Here is an 18,318-nt window from a genome sequence, read left to right on the forward strand (position 1 = left end):
GCTCACGCCGGCGTTGCGACGATACGGTGCGCCTCGCGGAGCGCGGCGGCGGAGGCATCATCGCCGTCGATCGCGGCGAGCGCGGCCGCGATCTCGGCGCGCGCTCCCCCTGACCCGCCGCGCCGCGAGCGGGCGCGGTGCAGGCTCAAGAGCGCGCTCAGCTCGAGCCACCGCGCCGAGAGCTCCCTCGCCCGGGTGAGCGCGCGCTCGAGCTCGAGCTCGCCCGCGGCCTCGTCGCGCCGAGGGTTCTCCGGCGAGAGGAGGATCTCCGCCCGCTGGCGGTGGACCTCCGGCTCGAGATAACGCTCCTCCGTGCGTTCGTAGTGCGCCGTCGCCTCGTCGAGCGTTCGGAGCGCTCCGCCGAAGTCCCCCTGGAGCCGGAGCGCCGCGGAGAGGAACGTGAGCTGCCAGATCGTGCCGAGCTCGGCCCCCACCCGCCGCCACATCGCCATGCCGCGCCGGAGAGGCTCGATCCCCCCGCCGTCCCCCGAGAGGGCGCGCGCCGCGGCGTCGATCATGCGCCCGTAGGCTTCCCAGAACGGAAAGCCGTGCTCTTGCGCCACCGTGATGGCCTGCTGAGCGTGCTCCCGCGCGCCGTCGAGGAGCGGCGCGCCCGTGCCCGTGCAGCCGAGCACCAGGTGAAGCCACGCCGCCTGGCCGTGCATGCCGGCGATGCGGCTCGTGTATCCCAGCCGCATTGCATGGTCGATCCCTTGCTGCTTCCGGGCGAGGGCGAGGTCGACGTGCCCGAGGAGGAGCTCGGCCAGCGCCTCGAAGGACAGCGAGGAGAGCAGCGGATCGTCGCCGTAAATGACCGCCAGATCGCGGTGCCGCTCGAAGACGTAGATGGAGTCGCACTTCCGGCTATGCGCGACGGCGTCCGCGAGGCGCCCCATGCAGAAGCTCGTCATGCAGAGCGCCTGGTGCGCCCCGAGCAGCCGCTCCGGCCGCCCATCCTGCTCGGCGATCGCGAGCAGCTCGCGCCCGAGGCGCAGCGCCTCCGGCAAGGAAGCGCGCGTGTTGTGGAAATACCAGAGCCCCCGCCGCGCCACGAAGGCGCGCTCGGAGGACGCTTGGCCGGCCGCGGCGAGCTCCACGACCCGCGTGAACGACCGCTCCACCTCCGGATCGCTATAACCGACCTTGGACATCAGGATTGCCCCGCGCGTCAGGAGCAGATCCATCTCCTGGTCGTCGCGCGCTGCTCCGGGGGGGAGCAGGCCGACATCGGAGAGCCCTCGCGCGATGTGGTGCAGCGCATCGGTGTACGCCGACGCGCTGGAGGCCTTCTTCGCCGCGTCGTGCCAGTACCCGACGGCCTTGTCCGGGCGATCCGCGTCGGACCAATGACGGGCCACGAGATCGGGCCTCTCCCGCGGCAGATCGTGGAACTCGGCCTCCAGCGCGGTGGCGATACGCTTGTGCATGGCCTGCTGGGTCGCGCGGGTCATGCTGTCGTAGGCCGCGTCGCGGATGAGCGCGTGCTTGAACACGTAACTCGGGTTCTTGATGCGGCGCTTGCGGTACACGAGGCCAGTGTCCGTCAGCCGGTCGAGATCCTCCTGCACCGCGGCGGCGCCGAGCGGGCTCACGACCGAGAGCACGTCGAGGCTGAACTCCCGGCCCAGCGCCGCCGCGACCTGCGCTGTCTCCCTGGCGCGACCCAGCCGATCCAGGCGGGCCGTCAGCAGGTTGCGCAGCGTGCTCGGGATCTCCGTCTGCGCGAGCGGACGGGCCAGATCGTACCTGTCCTCCCCCTCCACGAGCGCGCCTGTGTCCACCAGCATCCAGATCAGCTCCTCCACGAAGAGCGGCACGCCGTCGGTGCGGTCGAGCACCTGATCGAGGACCTCGGCGGGAAGCGCCTTGCCGCCGAGGAGCGCCGCGATCATCGGCTCGACCTGGGCGCGCTCGAGGCGGTTGAGGGAGAGGTGCTGGACACCGGCGGTAGGGAAGGGAATCGAGAACTCGGGGCGTGAGGTCATGATCAAGGACACCGGGGCCGAGGGAGCCTCTTGGACGAGCAGCGTGAGCAGCTCCAGGGTTGTTGCCTCGGCCCAGTGCAAGTCCTCTGCCACGAAGATCAGCGGGCGCTCCTCGGCCATCGCGAACAGCAGCGACAGAACGGCGTTCAGCGTCATCTCCTTCCGCCGCTGCGGGGAGACGTCGAGCGGGGCGTAAGGGGGCGCGACGGGGAGGGAGAGGAGCGGCAGGAACAGCGGCATCACCTCCGGCGGCGTGAAGCCGTGGCCCGCGAGGCGCGCCTCGAGCCGCGCGACGCGGGCGTCCGGCGGCGCCTCGTGATCGAGCTCCAGGATGCGCGCGAGCATCTCGACGATCGGGAAGAGCGCGCTGTGCTGCGTGTCCGGCGCGCAGCGGCACTCCACGAAGGTGTGCGGCTCGCGCGCCACCCGCGCCCGCAGCTCGCGCACGAGGCGGCTCTTGCCGAGGCCGGGCTCCCCGCTGATCATCGTGCACTGCCCCGCGCCCGCGCGCGCGCGGCGCCAGCGCTCGAGCAGGATCGCCATCTCCTGCTCCCTGCCGACGAGCGGCGCCTCGTTGCTGATGGAGTCCGGGGTGGGCGGCCGGTCCGACGCCGCGCGGAGGACGAACGTCTTCCCGGACGCGCCCGCGCGATCCGCCTGCGGCCCCTCGCCGCCTTCGAACTCGAACGCGCCCCGCAGGAGCCGCCGGACCTCGGCCGACACCGCGACGCCGCCGGGCGGCGCGAGCGCCGCGACGCGCGCGGCGGTGCGCGGCGTCTCCCCCACGCCGGGCGCCGAGCCGCCCCGGAGGTCCTGCGCGACGAGCACGCCGCTGTGGACGCCGATCCGCACCTCGATCCGCGCGCCCGGCGCCGCGCGCCGGTCGTTCTTGGCGCGCACCGCGTCCGCGATCGCGAGCGCCGCCCGGGCGGCGCGCCGCGCGTCGTCCTCCTCGGCGCGCGGGTAGCCGAAGTAGATCAGCACGCGGTCGCCGAGCGCGGCGGCCACGTGCCCCCGGTGGCTGCGCGCGATGTCGGCGCAGGCGGCGACCTCCGCGCGCAAGAGCCCGTCGATCTCTTCCACGTCGAGCCCCTCGGGCGTCGCGGCGATCGCGTCGAGCGCGCAGCAGACCACGGTGAGCTGCCGCCGCTCGCCGTCGAGCGTGGCGAGCGTCGCGGCGTCGGGCGGGTGGGTGACGGTCGGCGCGAAGAACGCGTACGCCCGCGGCGCGCCGGCCGCCGACCCTCCCCCGACCGGCTCGACCGGGGTGTCCTGCGGCTCGCCGGAGGCGGCTCCCCGGGCGATCGCGTCCCGCGACAGCGCCGCGACGTCGCAGGCGTCGAGCGCCGGGACGAGCGCCGCGGCGCTCGCCTCGCGGGCAGCCTCGTCCTTCTGCGTCACGTGGCGGAGCAGCGCCCCCAGCCAGTGCCCCTGGAGCGCGGCCGGGATGGGGACGGGGGCGGGGTTGAGCTGCTGGTACAGGATGTCGGCCGCCGAGCCGCCGGCGTACACGGGCACGCCCGTGAGGCACTCGAGGAAGACGAGCCCCCACGAGAACAGGTCGACGCGCGGCGTCGGCTCGAGCCCGCGGAGCTGCTCGGGCGCGGCGTAGCCGGGCGTGCCGAGCGTCTCGCCGGTGGCCGTCAGGCGCGCGCTCCGGCCGCCGCTCGCCCCGGCGATCACGCCGATGCCGAAGTCGAGCACCACCGCGTTCCGGCGAGCGCCGGAGGGGAGCACCATGATGTTGCGCGGCTTGAGGTCGCGGTGGATGACCCCTTGGGCGTGGGCGCACGAGAGGGCGTCGAGCACCTGCACCATGAGGTGCCTCGCCTCCGCGGGCGCGAGCGCGCCCTCCCGGGCGAGCACCTCCTCGAGCGTCTCGCCGGGCACGTACGAGAAGACGGTGTAAAGGAGCTCGTTGCCGGCGCGCCCCGCGTCGATGAGCGTCACGATGTTGGGGTGACGCAGCTGCCCGCAGAGCTCCGCCTCGCGGAGGAACCGCGCGATCCGTCGCTCGATCGCGGCCGCGTCGCCGCGCTCCGGCAGCGTCATGATCTTGAGCGCCACCGTCTGGCCGGTGGTGAGCTGCCGCGCCTTGTAGACCCTGCCGAAGCCGCCTGCGCCCAGCTCGGAGACGATCTCGTATCGCCCCGCGAACGTCGATTCGGCGGCCAGCAACGGACTGCCCTGATGCATTCCGGCCTCGTTGTGGTGACATGCCCGGCGTTTCCCGGGCGAGGGCCCGGAGGGGCCACGGACGACCCTCGGCGAGCGACGAACGGCCGCGGCGCCTCGAGCCTTACGGCGCTGCGCGGCGGTAAACCTCAAGGAACAGCGCGGATCAGCGCCCCTCCGACGGCGCCTCGACATCCTCCTTCAGCAGCGCGACGAGGTCGCGATCGATCTCTCCGCCGAGCGCCTCGGTCAGCTCGCGGACGCGATCGAGCTCCCGCCGCAGCGCCCGGTGGTGATTGCGGTTCTTGACGAGCTGCTGCTGGCCGAGGAGCGCGAACGCCTCCTCGCGGCTGCCGGCGCGCTGCAGCGCCGCGCCGAGCACCAGGCCGCGGAAGCCCTCGCTGAGATCGAGCGACAGCGGCTCCCCCCCGCGCGCGCGCCGCTCCGCCTCCAGGACGAAGGCGTGCGCCGCGCGCCAGAGCTGGGCGAGCAGCGCGCCGGTCTCCGGCGCGCCGTCGTAGGCGAGGGCGCGCGCGAGGTGGCTCCGATCGAGCGCGAGCTCGCCGCCCGCGCCGCCGCGCTCCGCGACCGAGAGCGCGTACGCGCGGCGGATGATGTTGTCGAGCTGCCGCAGGTTGCCCGGCCACGGCACCTCGCAGAGGAGCGCCACCGCCTCCGGCGCCAGCCGCGCCGCGCCGTGCGCGCCGCCCTCGCGGTGGCGGCGGCTCAGCATGTAGTCGGCCCAGAGCGGCAGCTCGTCGAGCCGCTCGGCGAGCGGCGGCAGCCGGACGGGCAGCACGTTGATCCGGTAGTAGAGATCCTCGCGGAAGCGGCCGTCGCGCGCGGCCGCGCGCAGGTTTTCGTTGGTGCCGATGAGGAAGCGCACGTCGGCGCGGCGCTCGCCCCCCTCGTCGCCGAGCGCCCGGTAACGCCGCTCCTCGAGCACGTGGAGCAGGCCGGCCTGCGCCTTGAGCGAGAGCTTGTCGACCTCGTCGATGAAGAGCGTCCCCTGCGCGGCGCGCGCGATCGCGCCCGGGTTGTCCCGCACCGCCCCGGTGAAGGCCCCGCGCTTCCAGCCGAACAGCTCGGCCATCTGGAGGTCCTCGGGGACGCTGAGCAGGTCGAGCGTCTCGAACCGCTGGCCGACGCGCCCCGACTGCTCGTGGCACCAGCGCGCGAGCCGGGACTTGCCGGCGCCGGTCGGGCCGCTGATGAGGATGGTCTCCTCCTGCCGGGCGAACACGCGCAGCAGGTCGATGAGGGGCCCGGTCGTGGGGCCGACCACCGGCAGGAACTCGTCGACGCGCGCCGGGCCGGCCGGCCGGGGCGGCAGCGCGCGCAGGTAGGGCGCCGCGATGCTGGCGAGGAGCTCGAGCTGCTCGTAGCACCCGCGCCACATCGGCTCGCCCCCGGCGGCCGCCTTGCAGCTGGCCTCGAGCGCGACCATCCCCTCGACGGCGCCGCCGGGGGCGCGCAGCGGCACCACGTGCACGTGCGTGGCGTCGCGCTCGAGCATCCGGTCGCGCGTCTCGTCGCCGGGCAGACCGGCGCCGCCGCGCCGCTCGACGAGCGCGGCCGCCCCGTCCGGGAGCCAGGGGCGGAGCACGCCGAGCTGAACGTCGATCGAGACCGAGCAGCGGTGCTCGACGAGCCAGCGCCAGACGCTCGCCGAGGTGAGATAGCCGGTGCCCTCGACCCGCGCGCCGTTGCGGTGCTCGATGCCGAAGAGGCGCTGATAGCCGCCCTCGGGCCGGAGGTGCACCACCCCACGGAGCAGGCGCCCGCGCGGGGCGAGCGGGGTCGCCGTGAGGGCCTGCTCGGCGCAACCGAGCATCTTGCGCAGCACCGCCGTGGCAGCGTCCTCGAAGCAGGTCGCCTCCACGAGGGAGCCGATCAGCGCAGGAAGCAGATCATGAGCCATGGCGAACGCAGGCCAGCATACACGAGATGTGTCCAGGCATGAGGCTGGATGAGCGGAGCAAAGGGTCGGCCAACCCGCATCCGGGTGCCTCGCCGGGGGGATGGCGGACGTCCTCGGCTGACGCATCTGCGTCCCACGCGACGCAGGGGTTCCGTCTGTGCTGGCGCGAGGCGCTGGCCGCCCGAACGCCCGCGGAGCGAGCCGCTGCCGGTCCGCGGCGCCGGGCGCCGCAGGCAGGCGCGATCGAGGAACGTCGATGTCCCTCTGACAGCAGCCATCGGATCTGGCCATCGTGATAAGACACGCCATGATCTCGATCTACACCTCACGTTGTGTGAGCATGATGTTGCTGGGCCTCTCGCTCCTGGCCTGCGGCGACGACGACGGCAAGGGCGGCGGCGGCCCCGGCGGCACGAGCAGCGGCGCCGGCGGGGGAGGGGGCAGCGGCGGTGAAGGCGGCGGCGGAGGCGGCCCGGCGCAGCTCGACCCGCGCGTCGAGGCGTGCCTGCGGATCAACGCATGTGACGCCGACGGCGGTGCGCCGGTGGGACTCCAGGCCTGCCTCGGCCACGAGCTCGATCAGCGGTGGGCCTGGGCCACCACCGGGGCGAGGCGCCTCGGCCTCGCGGCCATGGACTGCAAGCTCGCGGCGGCCGACTGCGCCGGGGTCCGCGCGTGCACGCCGGCCGTCGAGGAGCTCGGCGCGGCGTGCAGCGAGCGGGCCGGCGCCGATCTGTGCGAGGGCGATACCTGGGTGATTTGCGACGACCTGGGCGCGCCGCTCGCCGCGATGGACTGCGCGGCCGCCGGGCTCTCCTGCATGTCCGATTTCAACGCCGGGTGCGGCGCCGAGCCGTGCGATTACGCCACCACGCCGGCGGCGTGCGATCCCGAGGACGCGGACGTGCTCGTCGAGTGCAGCCCTGCCGGCTTCCTGACGCGGGTCCACTGTCCGAGCCAGTACAACCTGGTCCACGTGAACGGCCGTGAGGGGGAGCAGGTCTTCTCGATCGCGGGGGAGACCTGCGGGTTCGACGAGCAGCGCAGCGCGCTCGGGTGCGTGGGCACGGGCGAGGCGTGCTCCTTCTTCTCGCAGCGGTGCGACGGCGCGGTGCTCGAGACCTGCGCGGGCGGCAAGCTGGGCCGCCGCGACTGCGCCGCGCTGGAGCCGGCCGGCCAGGGCTGCGGCTTCGTCCAGAGCGGGCCGTTCGCCGGCGCGGCCTCCTGCGGGCTGGTCGGCGGCGCGTGCGATCTCGGCAGCGACGAGGCGTGCGACGGCGCCGTCCTCCGGTACTGCAGCTGGGGAGAGCCCGCGGCGCTCGACTGCCGCGCCGCGGGATACACCGGCTGCGCCACGGCCGAGCAGGGCGGGCGCACCGTCGCTTACTGCACGCCGTAGGGCCGCCCCGGATCAGGCACCGAGCGACTCGACATCTCCTCAATCCGCTGAATCGGGGGGAGCGCGCTGCTGCGTGGGCAGCAATCGCGGCCCCTCGTGTTGCTCGGGCGCGACGTGGTCGCTATAGGCGGCCGAATTCGCCGGCGAGCTCGGCATCGACCCGCGCATGCTGATGTACTGGAAGTGGCTGCTGGCGCGCGACCCAGCTGGCTGCCGCGACGCGTACACCGGCGGCTGCGCGTGCGGCGCGCTCCGTTATCAAATCTCGGGAGAACCACTTGCCCGTTCGAGTCGATGATCTCGCGTCCCGGCTCCGGGCCGGCAAACTCGCCGCCGGAGGCTGCGCCGGTCCGTGCCGGGACGAGTGATCATCGAGCACTCCGCTGCGCCGAGCGGAGATGCTTCACGGCGCTCAGGGCGTGGTGGCGGTCGGCGTGTAGTTTGTGCCGGTCTTGTTCGCGCAGAAGCCGAACGAGGTCGTGGCGCCGGGCGCGAGGTTCGCATTCCAACTCAGCGGAGTGACCTGATACTGACCGGCGGAAGCCGCCTGAAAGTTCGCGCTGTGGCTGCTCGTCAGCGTGGATTGATTCATCGCGAGCGACACGGACCAAGTGGAGATCGCGGTCGTGCCGCCGTTGTGAACCGCGACACTCGCGCAATAGCCCGTGTTCCAATTGCTGGTCACGGTGAGCGTCGCGGTCCACGGCGTCGTGCTCGCGCCGCACGGGATCTGGCTCGTCGTCCAGGACGTATTCGGATCGATGAAACACAGGTCCCAATTCGAAGGCGGGCCGTTGAAGTCCGTCTCGCTCGGCGGCAAAAGGCTCGTCACGCCGTCGTGAACGAGGCTCGTATCGATGAAGCCGAGCTGCGGGAACGGCTGATCCTCGAGCGGAGAAAAGTTTTCGACGATCGGGCCCCACCAGCCGCAGCCGGTCACACTGCAGTCTTGTTGCGGACCCGTGAACGCGTGCGCGTACTCGAGATCCCACTGACTCGTGCAATAATTCCAGAACAAAACGCGGTTCTCCCAGCCGCTCGCGGTGGAGACGGTGGCATTGGCGTAGTACAGCGTCTCGTGGTTCACGCCGGCGCCGTCCGCCATTTGCGTGAGCTGGCAGGTGTTGTCGCTGAATGGTCGCGTCCAGATCCAGGAGGGCACGGTCTGACCGCCCGCGCACGGATCGGTCGCCGAGCACGACCAGTCGAAAACGCCGATGTGATGCACGCTGGCCTCGCGGTACCAGCCGACGACCTCGACGGTCTTTTCCGTGCGATTCGTGGCCGTCGTGAACAAGTCCGCCGGTACGTCGAAGCCGAGACCGTCCGGATACACGATCATGTGCGTGTAGAGCGTCGATGATTCGGTTACGGGCAGCGCGCCGCTCTTGTAACTCACGCCCGCGCCGAGCCCGCCCGGCACGTGGTCGGGGACGATCTCGCGCGAGCGCGCCGCGCGCGGCGCGCCGTCCGCCGTACCGCGCATCGCCTTGAGATTCGGCGGCAGCCGCTCCGGCCTGCGCGCGGCGGCACGCTGCGCTTCAGCGCGGCGATCGGCGATCGGCGCGCACCGCTGCGTCTCCGGATTCTGCAGCAAACCGGCTGCGCAATGCCCGCCGCCTGCGAGCGCATGCGCCTCCGAGACGACGTCCGCCTCGCCGGATGCGTCCGCACCGCACGCGAGGAGAACCAGCGGTGCCGCGAGGTACAATGAAGAAGAGAAGGCCGACATCATCGAAACCGTGACTCGTCGCATCGTCGCTCCTACTTCGGTAGAAATACACTTTTGGTGAGCTCACGCGCAGTGAGCAGGTCGACCGGACCCGGGTTCTTCGTTTCAGACTCTCAGCGCCATTAGAGTCTCGACGCGCAGGCAAATTAAGCCGGATCGCAGCGCGAGGAAGCGTAGCGCAGCAAGGCGGAAGGGTGAGGCCGCGAGCGGCTCGTATACTCCATATTCATGGATCACCGGAGGGCGTGATTCTAATGAAATGGCATCATAGACCCCATGCAATGGATTCATCTCGCCATGAGCAACCCGGAACGTGCCGCGGCGGCGCGCCCCCGGCGCGCCCGCAGTCGGTAGCCGCTATTCCACGGAACGGAGTCAAAGCCAAAGCGGCTGCAGCGCGAACGAGGGGGCCCTACGAAACTACAGCGGGAAAATGATGAGGTCGTAGCGCACCTGGCTCTGTGGCGTCGGATGCAGGGGGGATCAGGTAGTCCAACCGCCTGCTGGCCCCGTACCCCCGCGGCGGGGGGCGCGTTGGCCCGGCGGGGCGGGGTGGCGGCGCCGAGCCGCATTCCGCTGTCACTGCAAACGGTCGCAAGTTTCTGAAGCAAAGTCGGCTCGCGACGGAGCACGCGCTCGATCTCCTCTTGCACGACGCCGACGCGCGCGTTAAATACTGAACCACATGGTTCAGTTTTCGAGTGCCCGCCTCGACGCTTCCTTCGCCGCGCTTTCCGACGCGACCCGGCGCGGCGTTCTGGAGCAGCTCGGACGAGCCGACGCTTCGATCACGGACCTCGCCGAGAAGTTTCACATGACCCTCACGGGCATGAAGAAGCACGTCGGCGTCCTCGAGCGGGCCGGGCTCGTCACCACCGAGAAGGTCGGCCGCGTGCGTACCTGCAAGCTCGGCCCGCGGGGGCTCGACGAAGAGACGGCGTGGATCGAGAGGTACCGCCAGATCTGGGCCGCGCGCTTCGACGAGCTGGACAAGGTCATCGAGGAGCTGAAGCGAAAGGAGAACGTCGATGGACGCAAGTAAAGAGAGTGAGCCCAAATTGACGAGTAATCGCACGACGGTGGAACCGAAGTCCGATCGCGAGATCGTCGTCACACGGACCTTCGATGCCCCGGCGCGCATCGTGTTCCAGGCGTGGACCACGCCGGAGCTGTTCAGGCGGTGGTGGATACCGAAGTCGATGCCCGTGCCTCTACTTTCCTACGAAGCGGATATTCGCACCGGCGGCAGCTACCGCCTGGTCTTTGGTCACGATGCCGCGCAGCCGATGGCGTTCTTCGGCACGTACCTCGAAGTGACACCGCATTCGCGCATCGTGTGGACGAACGACGAAGCGGGCGACGATGGCGCCGTCACGACCGTGACCCTCGAGGAGAGAGGCGGCAAGACGCTGCAGGTGCTGCACGAGCTCTATCGATCGAAGCAAGCGCGCGACGCCGCCCTGGCCTCGGGCGCGTACAGCGGGATGGGCGAGACGTTCGAGCAGCTCGATGAGCTTCTCGTCACGCTCGGTACGACGGCGCGACCGTCCTGAAGCCATCGCGCCGGAGGGACGCCGGGGAGCGCGACACCCTGCGAGCGCAGTCGTCCTGAGATGCTTAGGGATAAATCCTGCGCGGCGCTTGCGTCTCGATTTGCAGCGCTCTAGCCTCTCGTGGCATCGCAAAGATCACCTTCGGAGCGGGAACGAGGCGCCCGTTCGAGGATGATCTCGTACGGCATCCATCTCCCGATGGATAAGAACCATGGAATTCTCCAGCGCCGCTGGGGTTCACCTGCTTTCTATCGCAATGACGAAGACCTTACATGGCTCGACGGACGAATCGGAGCACTTGGCGCGTCAAGTGATCGACCTCGTATTGCGCCGCAATCGGGACGCTTGGCCGCTCGGCGGCCCGGTGGCGCCGGAGGTGCTGGCGCAGCGGGCCGGGGAGACGATCACGAGAGCGGGCCTCGGGGGAAAGGAGGCGCTGCGGCGCTGGGTCGACGAGCTGGCGCCGGCGACGGTCGCGGCCGATCACCCCCGGTACTTCGCGTTCATCCCCCATGCGCCGACGGAGGCGTCGGTGCTCTTCGACCTTGTCGTGAGCGGAGCCGGGCTCTGCGCGGCCAGCTGGCTCGAAGCTGCGGGCGCCGTCTACGCCGAGAACGAGGCCTTGCGCTGGATCGCCGACCTCGCCGGCTTCCCCGCGGCGGCCGGGGGCACCTTCGTGCCCGGCGGGACGCTGGGCACCCTCTCGGCGCTCCATGCGGCGCGACATGCAGCGCTCGTGCGGCGCCATGGGGCGCGGCCGGCCCGCTGGAAGCTGGCGGCGTCGACCGACGGCCACTCGTCGATCAAGCAGGCGGCGCGCATCATGGACGTCGAGCTGATCGAGGTCCCCGTCGATGGCCGCCACCGCATGACGAGCACGACCCTCCGGGGAGCGCTCGACGCGCAGGGGGACGATGGGCTCTTCGCGGTGGTCGCGTCGGCGGGAGGAACGAACCTGGGCCTGATCGATGATCTCTCCGGTGTCGCGCAGGTCTGCCGCGAACGGGGCGCATGGCTGCACGTCGACGGAGCCTACGGGCTCGCGGCGCTGGCCGCGCCGAGCAAGCGAGCGGCCTTCGCCGGCATCGAGATGGCCGACAGCTTCACCGTCAATCCACACAAATGGCTCTTCGCGCCCTACGACTGCTGCGCGCTCATCTACCGCGACCCGGCCCAGGCGAGGGCGGCGCACAACCAGTCGGCGGCCTACCTGGATCCCATCAACGATGGCGCCGATTGGAATCCCGCGGACTACGCGTTGCAGCTGAGCCGACGCGCTCGCGGGCTGCCGTTCTGGTTCTCGCTCGCCGTTCACGGGACGGACGCGTACTCCGAGGCGATCGAGACGACGCTGGCGCTGACGCAGCAGGCGGCAGAGGCGATCCGCGCGAGGCCGTTCTTGGAGCTGCTCATCGAACCCGAGCTGAGCGTCCTCGTGTTCCGCCGCCGCGGCTGGTCCGCGGCGGACTACGACGCCTGGTCGGCCCACCTGATCGCCTCGGGCGCGGGGTTCGTCGTCCCCACGACGTTCCAGGGCGAGCCGGCCGTGCGGATCGTCATCATCGACCCGCGCAAGACGCATGCCGACATCGAGAGGGTGCTCGACTCGATGAAGGACGCTCCTCGCTGACCGGGCCTGAAGGCCGCGCCTCAGCTCAGCTTCGCGAGGGCTTGCGCGAGATCCGCGATCAGGTCGTCCGCGTCTTCCAGCCCGACCGAGAGGCGGAAGAGATCGTCGGCTGGCCTGCTCCCTTCCGAGGCCTCCCCGCCGGCGTCCTGGACCATCGAGTGCGACATCGATTGGGCGTGCTCGATGACGCTATAGATCCCTCCCAGGCTCACCGAGAGCCCGATGATCCGGGGCGCCTCCAGGAGCCGCGCGATGTTGCTCGCAGGACCCGCCACGGAGAAGGAGATGACGCCCCCACCGCCGCCGAGGAGCTCGCGCGCCCGGTCGTGCTGCGGATGCGACCGCAGGCGCGGATACCGAACCGACGTGACCCGGGGATGCATCTCGAGGAACTCGGCGATGCGGGCGGCGCTCGCGTTTTGTTGCGCCACGCGCACATGAATCGTCTTGAGACCCTCGGAGACGAGCCAGGCCGCGTGCGGATCCATACAAGAGCCATACAGCGTCTGCTTGCGCCAGATCTTCTCGGCGAGCGCGTCCGAGCACATCACGGCGCCGCCGTGGACGGCGAAGTGGCCGCTCAAGTACTTCGTCAGGCTATGAACCACGACATCGGCTCCCAGGGTCGAGGTCTCCAGGACCCCGGGAGGGGTGAACGTCGCGTCGCAGATGCTCGTCGCCCCATACCGAGAGGCCAGCCGGCAAATCTGCTTGCAGTCCGGCAAGATGAGCTCTGGATTGCTCAGCGTCTCGAAGTACACCGATCGGCAGCCGCGTCGGAGCAGCTCCTCGAGCTGCTCCGTCTCCTCGGGCACGAAGAAGCGAACCTCGTAGCCGAAGCGTCGCATCTCTTCGGCGCAGAACCTGAGGCTGTCGCCGTAAATACGGGTCGACACCGCGAGCGTGTCGCCAGGGTCGTTGAGGGCGAGCAGCGCGGTCGTGATCGCCGACATGCCCGAAGGGAAGCCGATCGCGGTCTCCGTCTCGGCGAGCGACGCCAGCTGCTTCTCCAGGAAGCTGACCGTCGGGTTGCCCCAGCGCGTGTAGTAAGAGCTCGGCCGCGTCGCATGCTCCGCGCCGACAGCGGCATCGTAGCTCGGCATGCGGAAGAGCGTGGTCTGATAGATCGGCTGAACTACCGGCACATTCTCCGCGGCGACCGGCTTCGTAAGGAGTAGCCTAGAGCTGCTTTTCACCAGAACCTCGTAGGAGCCCGCGGCGATCGCCGCTCGGCGCTCCCTGGTCGATAGATGAGGTGCTTCATTCGCAATACGATTCCAGCTTCCCTCGACGTCGGACGTCCAGCGTGACGCAGTGGAAGCCCCCGCCGAGGGTGCGGCCGTGGCGCAGCCGCAGCGGGATCACCTCCACGCGGTGCCGTTCGAGCAAGCGAATCAGGCGCGTCTGATCTGCGTCCACGACGGCCAGGTGCGGGCTGAGCATCAGCAGGTTGATCCCCAGCCAGATCGACGCGCTCGGCGCGAGATCCGAGTAGCGCACGACCTCCATCTCGGGAGCTTCGATGACCTCCCACCCCCTGAGCGGAGCCGGGAGGTTGTCCTTGTTGACGCGCTCTGGATTGATCAGCACGAGGCCAGGACGTATGGGCGCCAGGGTGGTGTCGATATGCGAGCCGCAATAGAGATCGCGGCAGGGATGGACGCGGTACTCCGGCCCGAGCGCGCTCTGCAGCCACCGTGCGCCCAGCTCGTTGCCGGTGGATGACACGAGGTAGATGATGTCGCGCCCGAGGCGGAGCACGTTGGCAGCGTCGAAGGCGGGCTCTATCTCTCGCAGGGTCGGCTGAGCGGGGTTGCTGGTCTCGTAGAGCTCATCCCTCAGCGACGGCTTCGGCGCCGAGAGCCAGCGAGAGCCGTGCCTCAAGTAGCCGACGATGATGTCACGGTAGGCCATGGACTCGAAGTACCGCGATCGGAACGGGTTCGGTGACTCGATGACCGTGTCGCCGATCGCGAGGAGGACGTCTCGCGGGCAGTACGGAAAGTAGTATTCGGATTCCCAGAACGGCGTTCGGACGAGGCCAGGGAAGTCGATCGGCTTCGGCCTCTGGACGACGATGCCCAGCCTGTCCAGGATCTCGATGAAGCGCTCGAGATCCTCTTCGGTCTCCTCGATCACCCTGGCCGGGAACCTTCGGTCCTGGGCCGACTCGAGGATGTGCCGCGTGCTGGGCTCGATCGCGTTCATCCCGTGGTCGAAATACGGCAGCTGCGCGAACTTCGCGCTGCCGACGATCACCTCTTCCAGCGGATCCCACTCGTTGTGCACTTCAACGCTGATTCTTGTGTTCGTAAGCATGTTCCTGCTCTCGATCCTGTAAAGGTTTGTCATCGTTATTGAGCGCTCGCCGGCCGCGCTGCCTGCGCGTCCTCGCGTCGCCGGCTCGAGCCGAGCGCCCGGTCGCCCGCCTGGTCAGGCGCTCGCGACGGATCTCTCCATCTCCGGCCCGGGCAGCGACGCGAAGACCGTGGAGAGCGCGGCCAGGCCCTTCGGGCGCTTCAGCTCGGCGTACGCAGGATCCCTCCTCAAGATGGTGTGCGCTTCCTTCAAGCGCCAGAGGGGGACTCTGGGGAAGAGGTGATGCACCAGGTGGTATCCTTCGCCCTCCTCCTCTCCGAGCAGGAGCCGCTCGGCTGGTCCGTAATCTCGGTTCCACGTCATGCGTATGTCGACGCGCGACGCGGTCTCGATCAGCGGATAATGCTCCAGCAGCTCTGCGACGGCCCCTATCCAGACCTGCGTGGTGACGAGCGGGACTATCCAGTACGCCGCGAGCGCGCCGAGCCACCCCGCGGCCGCGGCGGCGGCGACGATGGTCAGGAGGCCGACGAGCCTGACGTAGCGCTCCCAGCTCGCTTCTTCCTTGTGCAAGATCCTGTGTCGAATCAGGTACGCGATGTACGACAACGTCGAGCGTGGGCCAGCCAGGCTCATCAAATAGTCGCGCAGCTTTGCTCGCTGGAGGTTTGGCCCGCACAGCCCGCTGCGCTGGTACTGGAGGTAGTCGGGATCTCGCTGGGGATCGCCGAAACGACCGTGATGGTTGACCACGTGGGAAAGGCGGTATCCAGTGTAGCTCTGAAGCACAGGATGTCCCGCGAGCGCCGCTCCGATGATGGAGCCTATCTTGGTGTTCGACATGAGCGTGCCGTGGCAGGCCTGATGGAGCACGCCCGCCAACGCGCGCTGCCGCCCGCCTATGAAGAAGATCGCGACGAGGTACGACGCGGCGCCCGCCGCCAGAGGGAGATGCCGCCACGACCAGCATGAAAACCAAACCCACAATGAAATGAACAGCCAGTGCCTGACGATCTCCAGGGGGCCATGCCAGTTGTCCGCCGTGTAGCAGGCCCTGACGTCTTTGAGGATGTCTTTCGAGAACTTGTGTCTCTTGACCGAGCTCGCCGTTGTTCCCAAGGCTGCATTCTCCTGGCTTCACTCGCTGAACTGAGTTTTTAGCTCGGGGCGCCGGACAGGATCCCTGAGCTCGGCCTCCCCATCGCGCGCTCGCTTGCTGCGTGGCGGGCTCACGTAGGATTTGCAATGCATGTGCCAGGCCGTGCCGTCTGGGGAAGGCGCATCTCGTCGCCTGCGTGACGCCCGCAGCTGGGTCGGACATGCGGATAGGGACGGGGCGTATCTTCGCTGGAGAGACCGCTCGCGCCTCGCAGCGCGCGGCGAACATCGCGGCTCAGCGCGCACGCCGAGGCGTTCGAGGGAGGGAGGGAGGCCTCACCTCGTGCCGCGCCGTAATGCCGCCGATCGAGCAATGGCCCGATTTCGACGCGGGGGCGAGGGGGGGCACGTGTAACATGAGACGTGGCACAGGTCACGTGCCACGCGCCGCGTGCCACGTCTCATGTTACACGTGCCCGGCGAGGAGCCCTGGCTGCGCGCTATCGCCGAGCAGGCGTAGCTGCGCGCTCATCCATTTCCGCGCTCGCGCCCGGGGAGGGCGACTGCCCCGCAGCTGATCGCGACCCGTCCCGGAGTCGTGGTCGAATTCGAACATGAAGGCGGGAAGGCGGGAAGAATACCTTGATGATCTTCCCGCCTTCCCGCCTTCATGTGGACTCTCTCTGGGCAAAGTTGTCCACTACCCGTCCCGGAGGCGAGCGATCCCGGTCCGGCCGCTCTGGTATGTCGCCACGGATCCCGCGGGCACAGCTCTTGCTGTGGACCTGTCCGACGCACTTGCTGTTTGATTTTCTCGTCGCACAAGGGGCAACATGACACAGTACATCATCCGGCTGGCAGTCCAGGCCGACAAGCCGGCAATTCGTTGCTTGCAGGAACAGTTCATGGCGGAGATCGAGGATCCTCTGGAGCTCGTCGAGTCCGACTTCGACCGCAGCGACTTCATCCTCGCCGAGGCGGTGGATGGGAGCTCGAGGCGCGCCGTCGGGATGATGAGCATCATGCGCGCCTCCAGCGCCCCCTTCGTCTTTGAGAGGGTGATCCGTGACGTGTGGCAGCGTATCGACGTGCGCGCCCTGACGGGGCGGACCGACCTCCGGCGCGAGGATCTCGTCGAGGTCGATTGGCTCTACCTGGAGAAGCCCCACCGGGCCAAGCAGCTCACCCGGCTCCTGATGGCCGCGTGCGTCCTCCATGCCCACCGCCGGGGCTATCCGGTAATCGCCGTCATCACGAATGCAGCATCCAAGGTCGTGTTGCTGAGCGGCCTCTTTCACGGAAGTGGACTGGCGATCGAGATTGGCGGTGTCCCCTATGAGCTCGGCACGGTCTGGCCTGCTCAGAGCGCCGCCTTCATGGCGGATTTCGTCCAGTCCGCATGCGCGGCGGATCCTCGCCTCGCGTGGCACCTCGACGGCAGTTGAGGCGCGGGCGCACCCGGCGCGGCCGCCAGGCGGGCGCGTTGAACGCCCCTGGCCGGACGCCTGGCGGGCGGAGCTAGCGGCTCTCCCGGGCGCGCGCCTTGCGCCGGTAGGCGCCCGGGGTCTCGCCCATGTGGCGCTTGAACGCCTTCACGAACGCGCCGTCGGTGTCGTAGCCCACCGCGGTCGCCACCGCCGCGGTGCTCGCGGCCTCGTCGGCGAGCATGTCGGCGGCGCGGTGCATGCGCCAGCGCGTCAGGTACTCGAGGGGCGCGAGGCCGAGCACCCCTTTGAAGCGGGCGGCGAAGGCCGAGCGCGACACGCCCGCGGCGCGCGCGAGCGCCTCGACGGTCCACGGGTCGGCGGGCCGCTCGTGCATCCGCTGCAAGGCGACGCCGAGCGTCGGATCCCAGAGGGCCCGCAGCCACCCCGCCTCCTCGCACGTGACGCCCGCGACGTGGGTGCGCAGCGCCTGCACGAACAGCACGTCGGCCAGGCGGCCCGCGACAAGCTCGTGGCCGGGCAGCTCCGCGTCCATCTCGGCGGCGACGAACTGCAGCGTGGACTCCAGCCATCGAGTCGCGACGCCGCCGTCGCCCTTCACGTGCATGAGCTCGGGGAGGCTCGCGACGAGCGGGTTCAGGCGCGCGTCGGTGAAGTGGAGGCCGCCGGCGACGATCGTTGTCGGCGCCCCCTCGCCGCCGTAATGCACGATGCCGCCGCAGCGGCCCCCGCGCTGGGCGTACACCTCCTCGGCCGAGACCGCGCGCGAGCCGGGGCGATCGCGCAGCGCGTGCGCGAGCCGGGCGCGCAGGAAGACGACATCGCCGGGCGCCAGCGTCAGCCGGCGCCCGCCCACGTCGAGGACGCACCCGCCCCGCGAGAGGGCGTAAAAGGTCGTCACGTCGTGCCCGTCGACCCGCATGCCCCAGGGCGCCTTCATCTCGAGCCGCCCGTAGATCTGGCTCCGCAGCTGCACGCTGCGCAGCGTTTCCGTCAGGATGTCCATGCGTCCTCTCTGCTGGACGATCGAACCATTTTTATGGACGCTACAACGCTGCCCG

General features: G+C 69.9%; 12 protein-coding genes. 5 read left to right on the forward strand and 7 right to left on the reverse strand.

What is annotated here, in order from left to right; genetic code table 11:
- Positions 1-2: 2 nt before the first annotated feature.
- Together WMF26_RS04995 and WMF26_RS05000 are read right to left on the reverse strand one after the other, a co-directional pair.
- Positions 3-4,181 carry a TOMM system kinase/cyclase fusion protein gene (locus WMF26_RS04995; RefSeq protein ID WP_437999356.1) on the reverse strand — a complete coding sequence of 1,393 codons (4,179 nt, stop codon included), beginning with the start codon at positions 4,179-4,181 and terminating at the stop codon, positions 3-5.
- Positions 4,182-4,326: 145 nt separating this feature from the next.
- Complete coding sequence (locus WMF26_RS05000; RefSeq protein WP_437999357.1) at positions 4,327-6,081, reverse strand: sigma-54-dependent transcriptional regulator; 1,755 nt, start codon at positions 6,079-6,081, stop codon at positions 4,327-4,329.
- A gap of 307 nt (positions 6,082-6,388) precedes the next feature.
- On the opposite strand from WMF26_RS05000, the gene WMF26_RS05005 reads away from it, so the two are divergent.
- Entirely contained in the window at positions 6,389-7,480 is a 1,092-nt protein-coding gene (locus WMF26_RS05005; RefSeq protein ID WP_437999358.1) for a hypothetical protein, read from the forward strand.
- 412 nt (positions 7,481-7,892) lie between these two features.
- Here WMF26_RS05005 and WMF26_RS05010 read toward each other — a convergent pair whose 3' ends face one another.
- On the reverse strand, positions 7,893-9,236 hold the full coding sequence (locus WMF26_RS05010; protein WP_437999359.1) for a cellulose binding domain-containing protein: 1,344 nt from the start codon (positions 9,234-9,236) through the stop codon (positions 7,893-7,895).
- Between the two features lie 661 nt (positions 9,237-9,897).
- On the opposite strand from WMF26_RS05010, the gene WMF26_RS05015 reads away from it, so the two are divergent.
- The 3 genes from WMF26_RS05015 (at position 9,898) to WMF26_RS05025 (ending at position 12,395) form a co-directional block, all read left to right on the forward strand.
- Positions 9,898-10,254, forward strand: coding sequence for an ArsR/SmtB family transcription factor (locus WMF26_RS05015; protein WP_061626394.1), 357 nt, complete (start codon positions 9,898-9,900; stop codon positions 10,252-10,254).
- A complete protein-coding gene (locus WMF26_RS05020) occupies positions 10,241-10,765 on the forward strand; it encodes an SRPBCC family protein (RefSeq protein ID WP_437999360.1) in 525 nt (174 codons plus the stop codon). The genes WMF26_RS05015 and WMF26_RS05020 overlap by 14 nt, the downstream gene beginning before the upstream one ends.
- A 256-nt stretch (positions 10,766-11,021) precedes the next feature.
- Complete coding sequence (locus WMF26_RS05025; protein ID WP_438002377.1) at positions 11,022-12,395, forward strand: pyridoxal phosphate-dependent decarboxylase family protein; 1,374 nt, start codon at positions 11,022-11,024, stop codon at positions 12,393-12,395.
- 20 nt (positions 12,396-12,415) lie between these two features.
- On the opposite strand, the gene WMF26_RS05030 is transcribed toward WMF26_RS05025, so the two are convergent.
- The 3 genes from WMF26_RS05030 to WMF26_RS05040 form a co-directional block, all read right to left on the reverse strand.
- Entirely contained in the window at positions 12,416-13,591 is a 1,176-nt protein-coding gene (locus tag WMF26_RS05030; protein WP_437999361.1) for a trans-sulfuration enzyme family protein, read from the reverse strand.
- 64 nt (positions 13,592-13,655) lie between these two features.
- A complete protein-coding gene (locus WMF26_RS05035) occupies positions 13,656-14,714 on the reverse strand; it encodes a hypothetical protein (protein WP_061626398.1) in 1,059 nt (352 codons plus the stop codon).
- Positions 14,715-14,828: 114 nt separating this feature from the next.
- Positions 14,829-15,833 (reverse strand): fatty acid desaturase, encoded by a 1,005-nt coding sequence (locus WMF26_RS05040; protein WP_437999362.1) that lies wholly within the window; start codon positions 15,831-15,833, stop codon positions 14,829-14,831.
- Between the two features lie 812 nt (positions 15,834-16,645).
- On the opposite strand from WMF26_RS05040, the gene WMF26_RS05045 reads away from it, so the two are divergent.
- Positions 16,646-17,257, forward strand: a complete 612-nt coding sequence (locus WMF26_RS05045; protein WP_437999363.1) for a hypothetical protein — start codon at positions 16,646-16,648, stop codon at positions 17,255-17,257.
- Positions 17,258-17,330: 73 nt separating this feature from the next.
- Here WMF26_RS05045 and WMF26_RS05050 read toward each other — a convergent pair whose 3' ends face one another.
- A complete protein-coding gene (locus tag WMF26_RS05050) occupies positions 17,331-18,263 on the reverse strand; it encodes an AraC family transcriptional regulator (RefSeq protein WP_437999364.1) in 933 nt (310 codons plus the stop codon).
- Positions 18,264-18,318 lie beyond the last annotated feature (55 nt).

This window comes from Sorangium sp. So ce185, from assembly GCF_051526825.1.
Lineage (GTDB): Bacteria > Myxococcota_A > Polyangia > Polyangiales > Polyangiaceae > Sorangium > Sorangium cellulosum_D.

Excerpts from the sequence above, each read along its gene's own strand:
- WMF26_RS04995 (WP_437999356.1), bottom strand. The coding sequence starts at position 4,181 with ATGCATCAGGGCAGTCCGTTGCTGGCCGCCGAATCGACGTTCGCGGGG.
- WMF26_RS05000 (WP_437999357.1), bottom strand. The coding sequence starts at position 6,081 with ATGGCTCATGATCTGCTTCCTGCGCTGATCGGCTCCCTCGTGGAGGCG.
- WMF26_RS05005 (WP_437999358.1), top strand. The coding sequence starts at position 6,389 with ATGATCTCGATCTACACCTCACGTTGTGTGAGCATGATGTTGCTGGGC.
- WMF26_RS05010 (WP_437999359.1), bottom strand. The coding sequence starts at position 9,236 with ATGCGACGAGTCACGGTTTCGATGATGTCGGCCTTCTCTTCTTCATTG.
- WMF26_RS05015 (WP_061626394.1), top strand. The coding sequence starts at position 9,898 with ATGGTTCAGTTTTCGAGTGCCCGCCTCGACGCTTCCTTCGCCGCGCTT.
- WMF26_RS05020 (WP_437999360.1), top strand. The coding sequence starts at position 10,241 with ATGGACGCAAGTAAAGAGAGTGAGCCCAAATTGACGAGTAATCGCACG.
- WMF26_RS05025 (WP_438002377.1), top strand. The coding sequence starts at position 11,022 with ATGACGAAGACCTTACATGGCTCGACGGACGAATCGGAGCACTTGGCG.
- WMF26_RS05035 (WP_061626398.1), bottom strand. The coding sequence starts at position 14,714 with ATGCTTACGAACACAAGAATCAGCGTTGAAGTGCACAACGAGTGGGAT.
- WMF26_RS05045 (WP_437999363.1), top strand. The coding sequence starts at position 16,646 with ATGACACAGTACATCATCCGGCTGGCAGTCCAGGCCGACAAGCCGGCA.
- WMF26_RS05050 (WP_437999364.1), bottom strand. The coding sequence starts at position 18,263 with ATGGACATCCTGACGGAAACGCTGCGCAGCGTGCAGCTGCGGAGCCAG.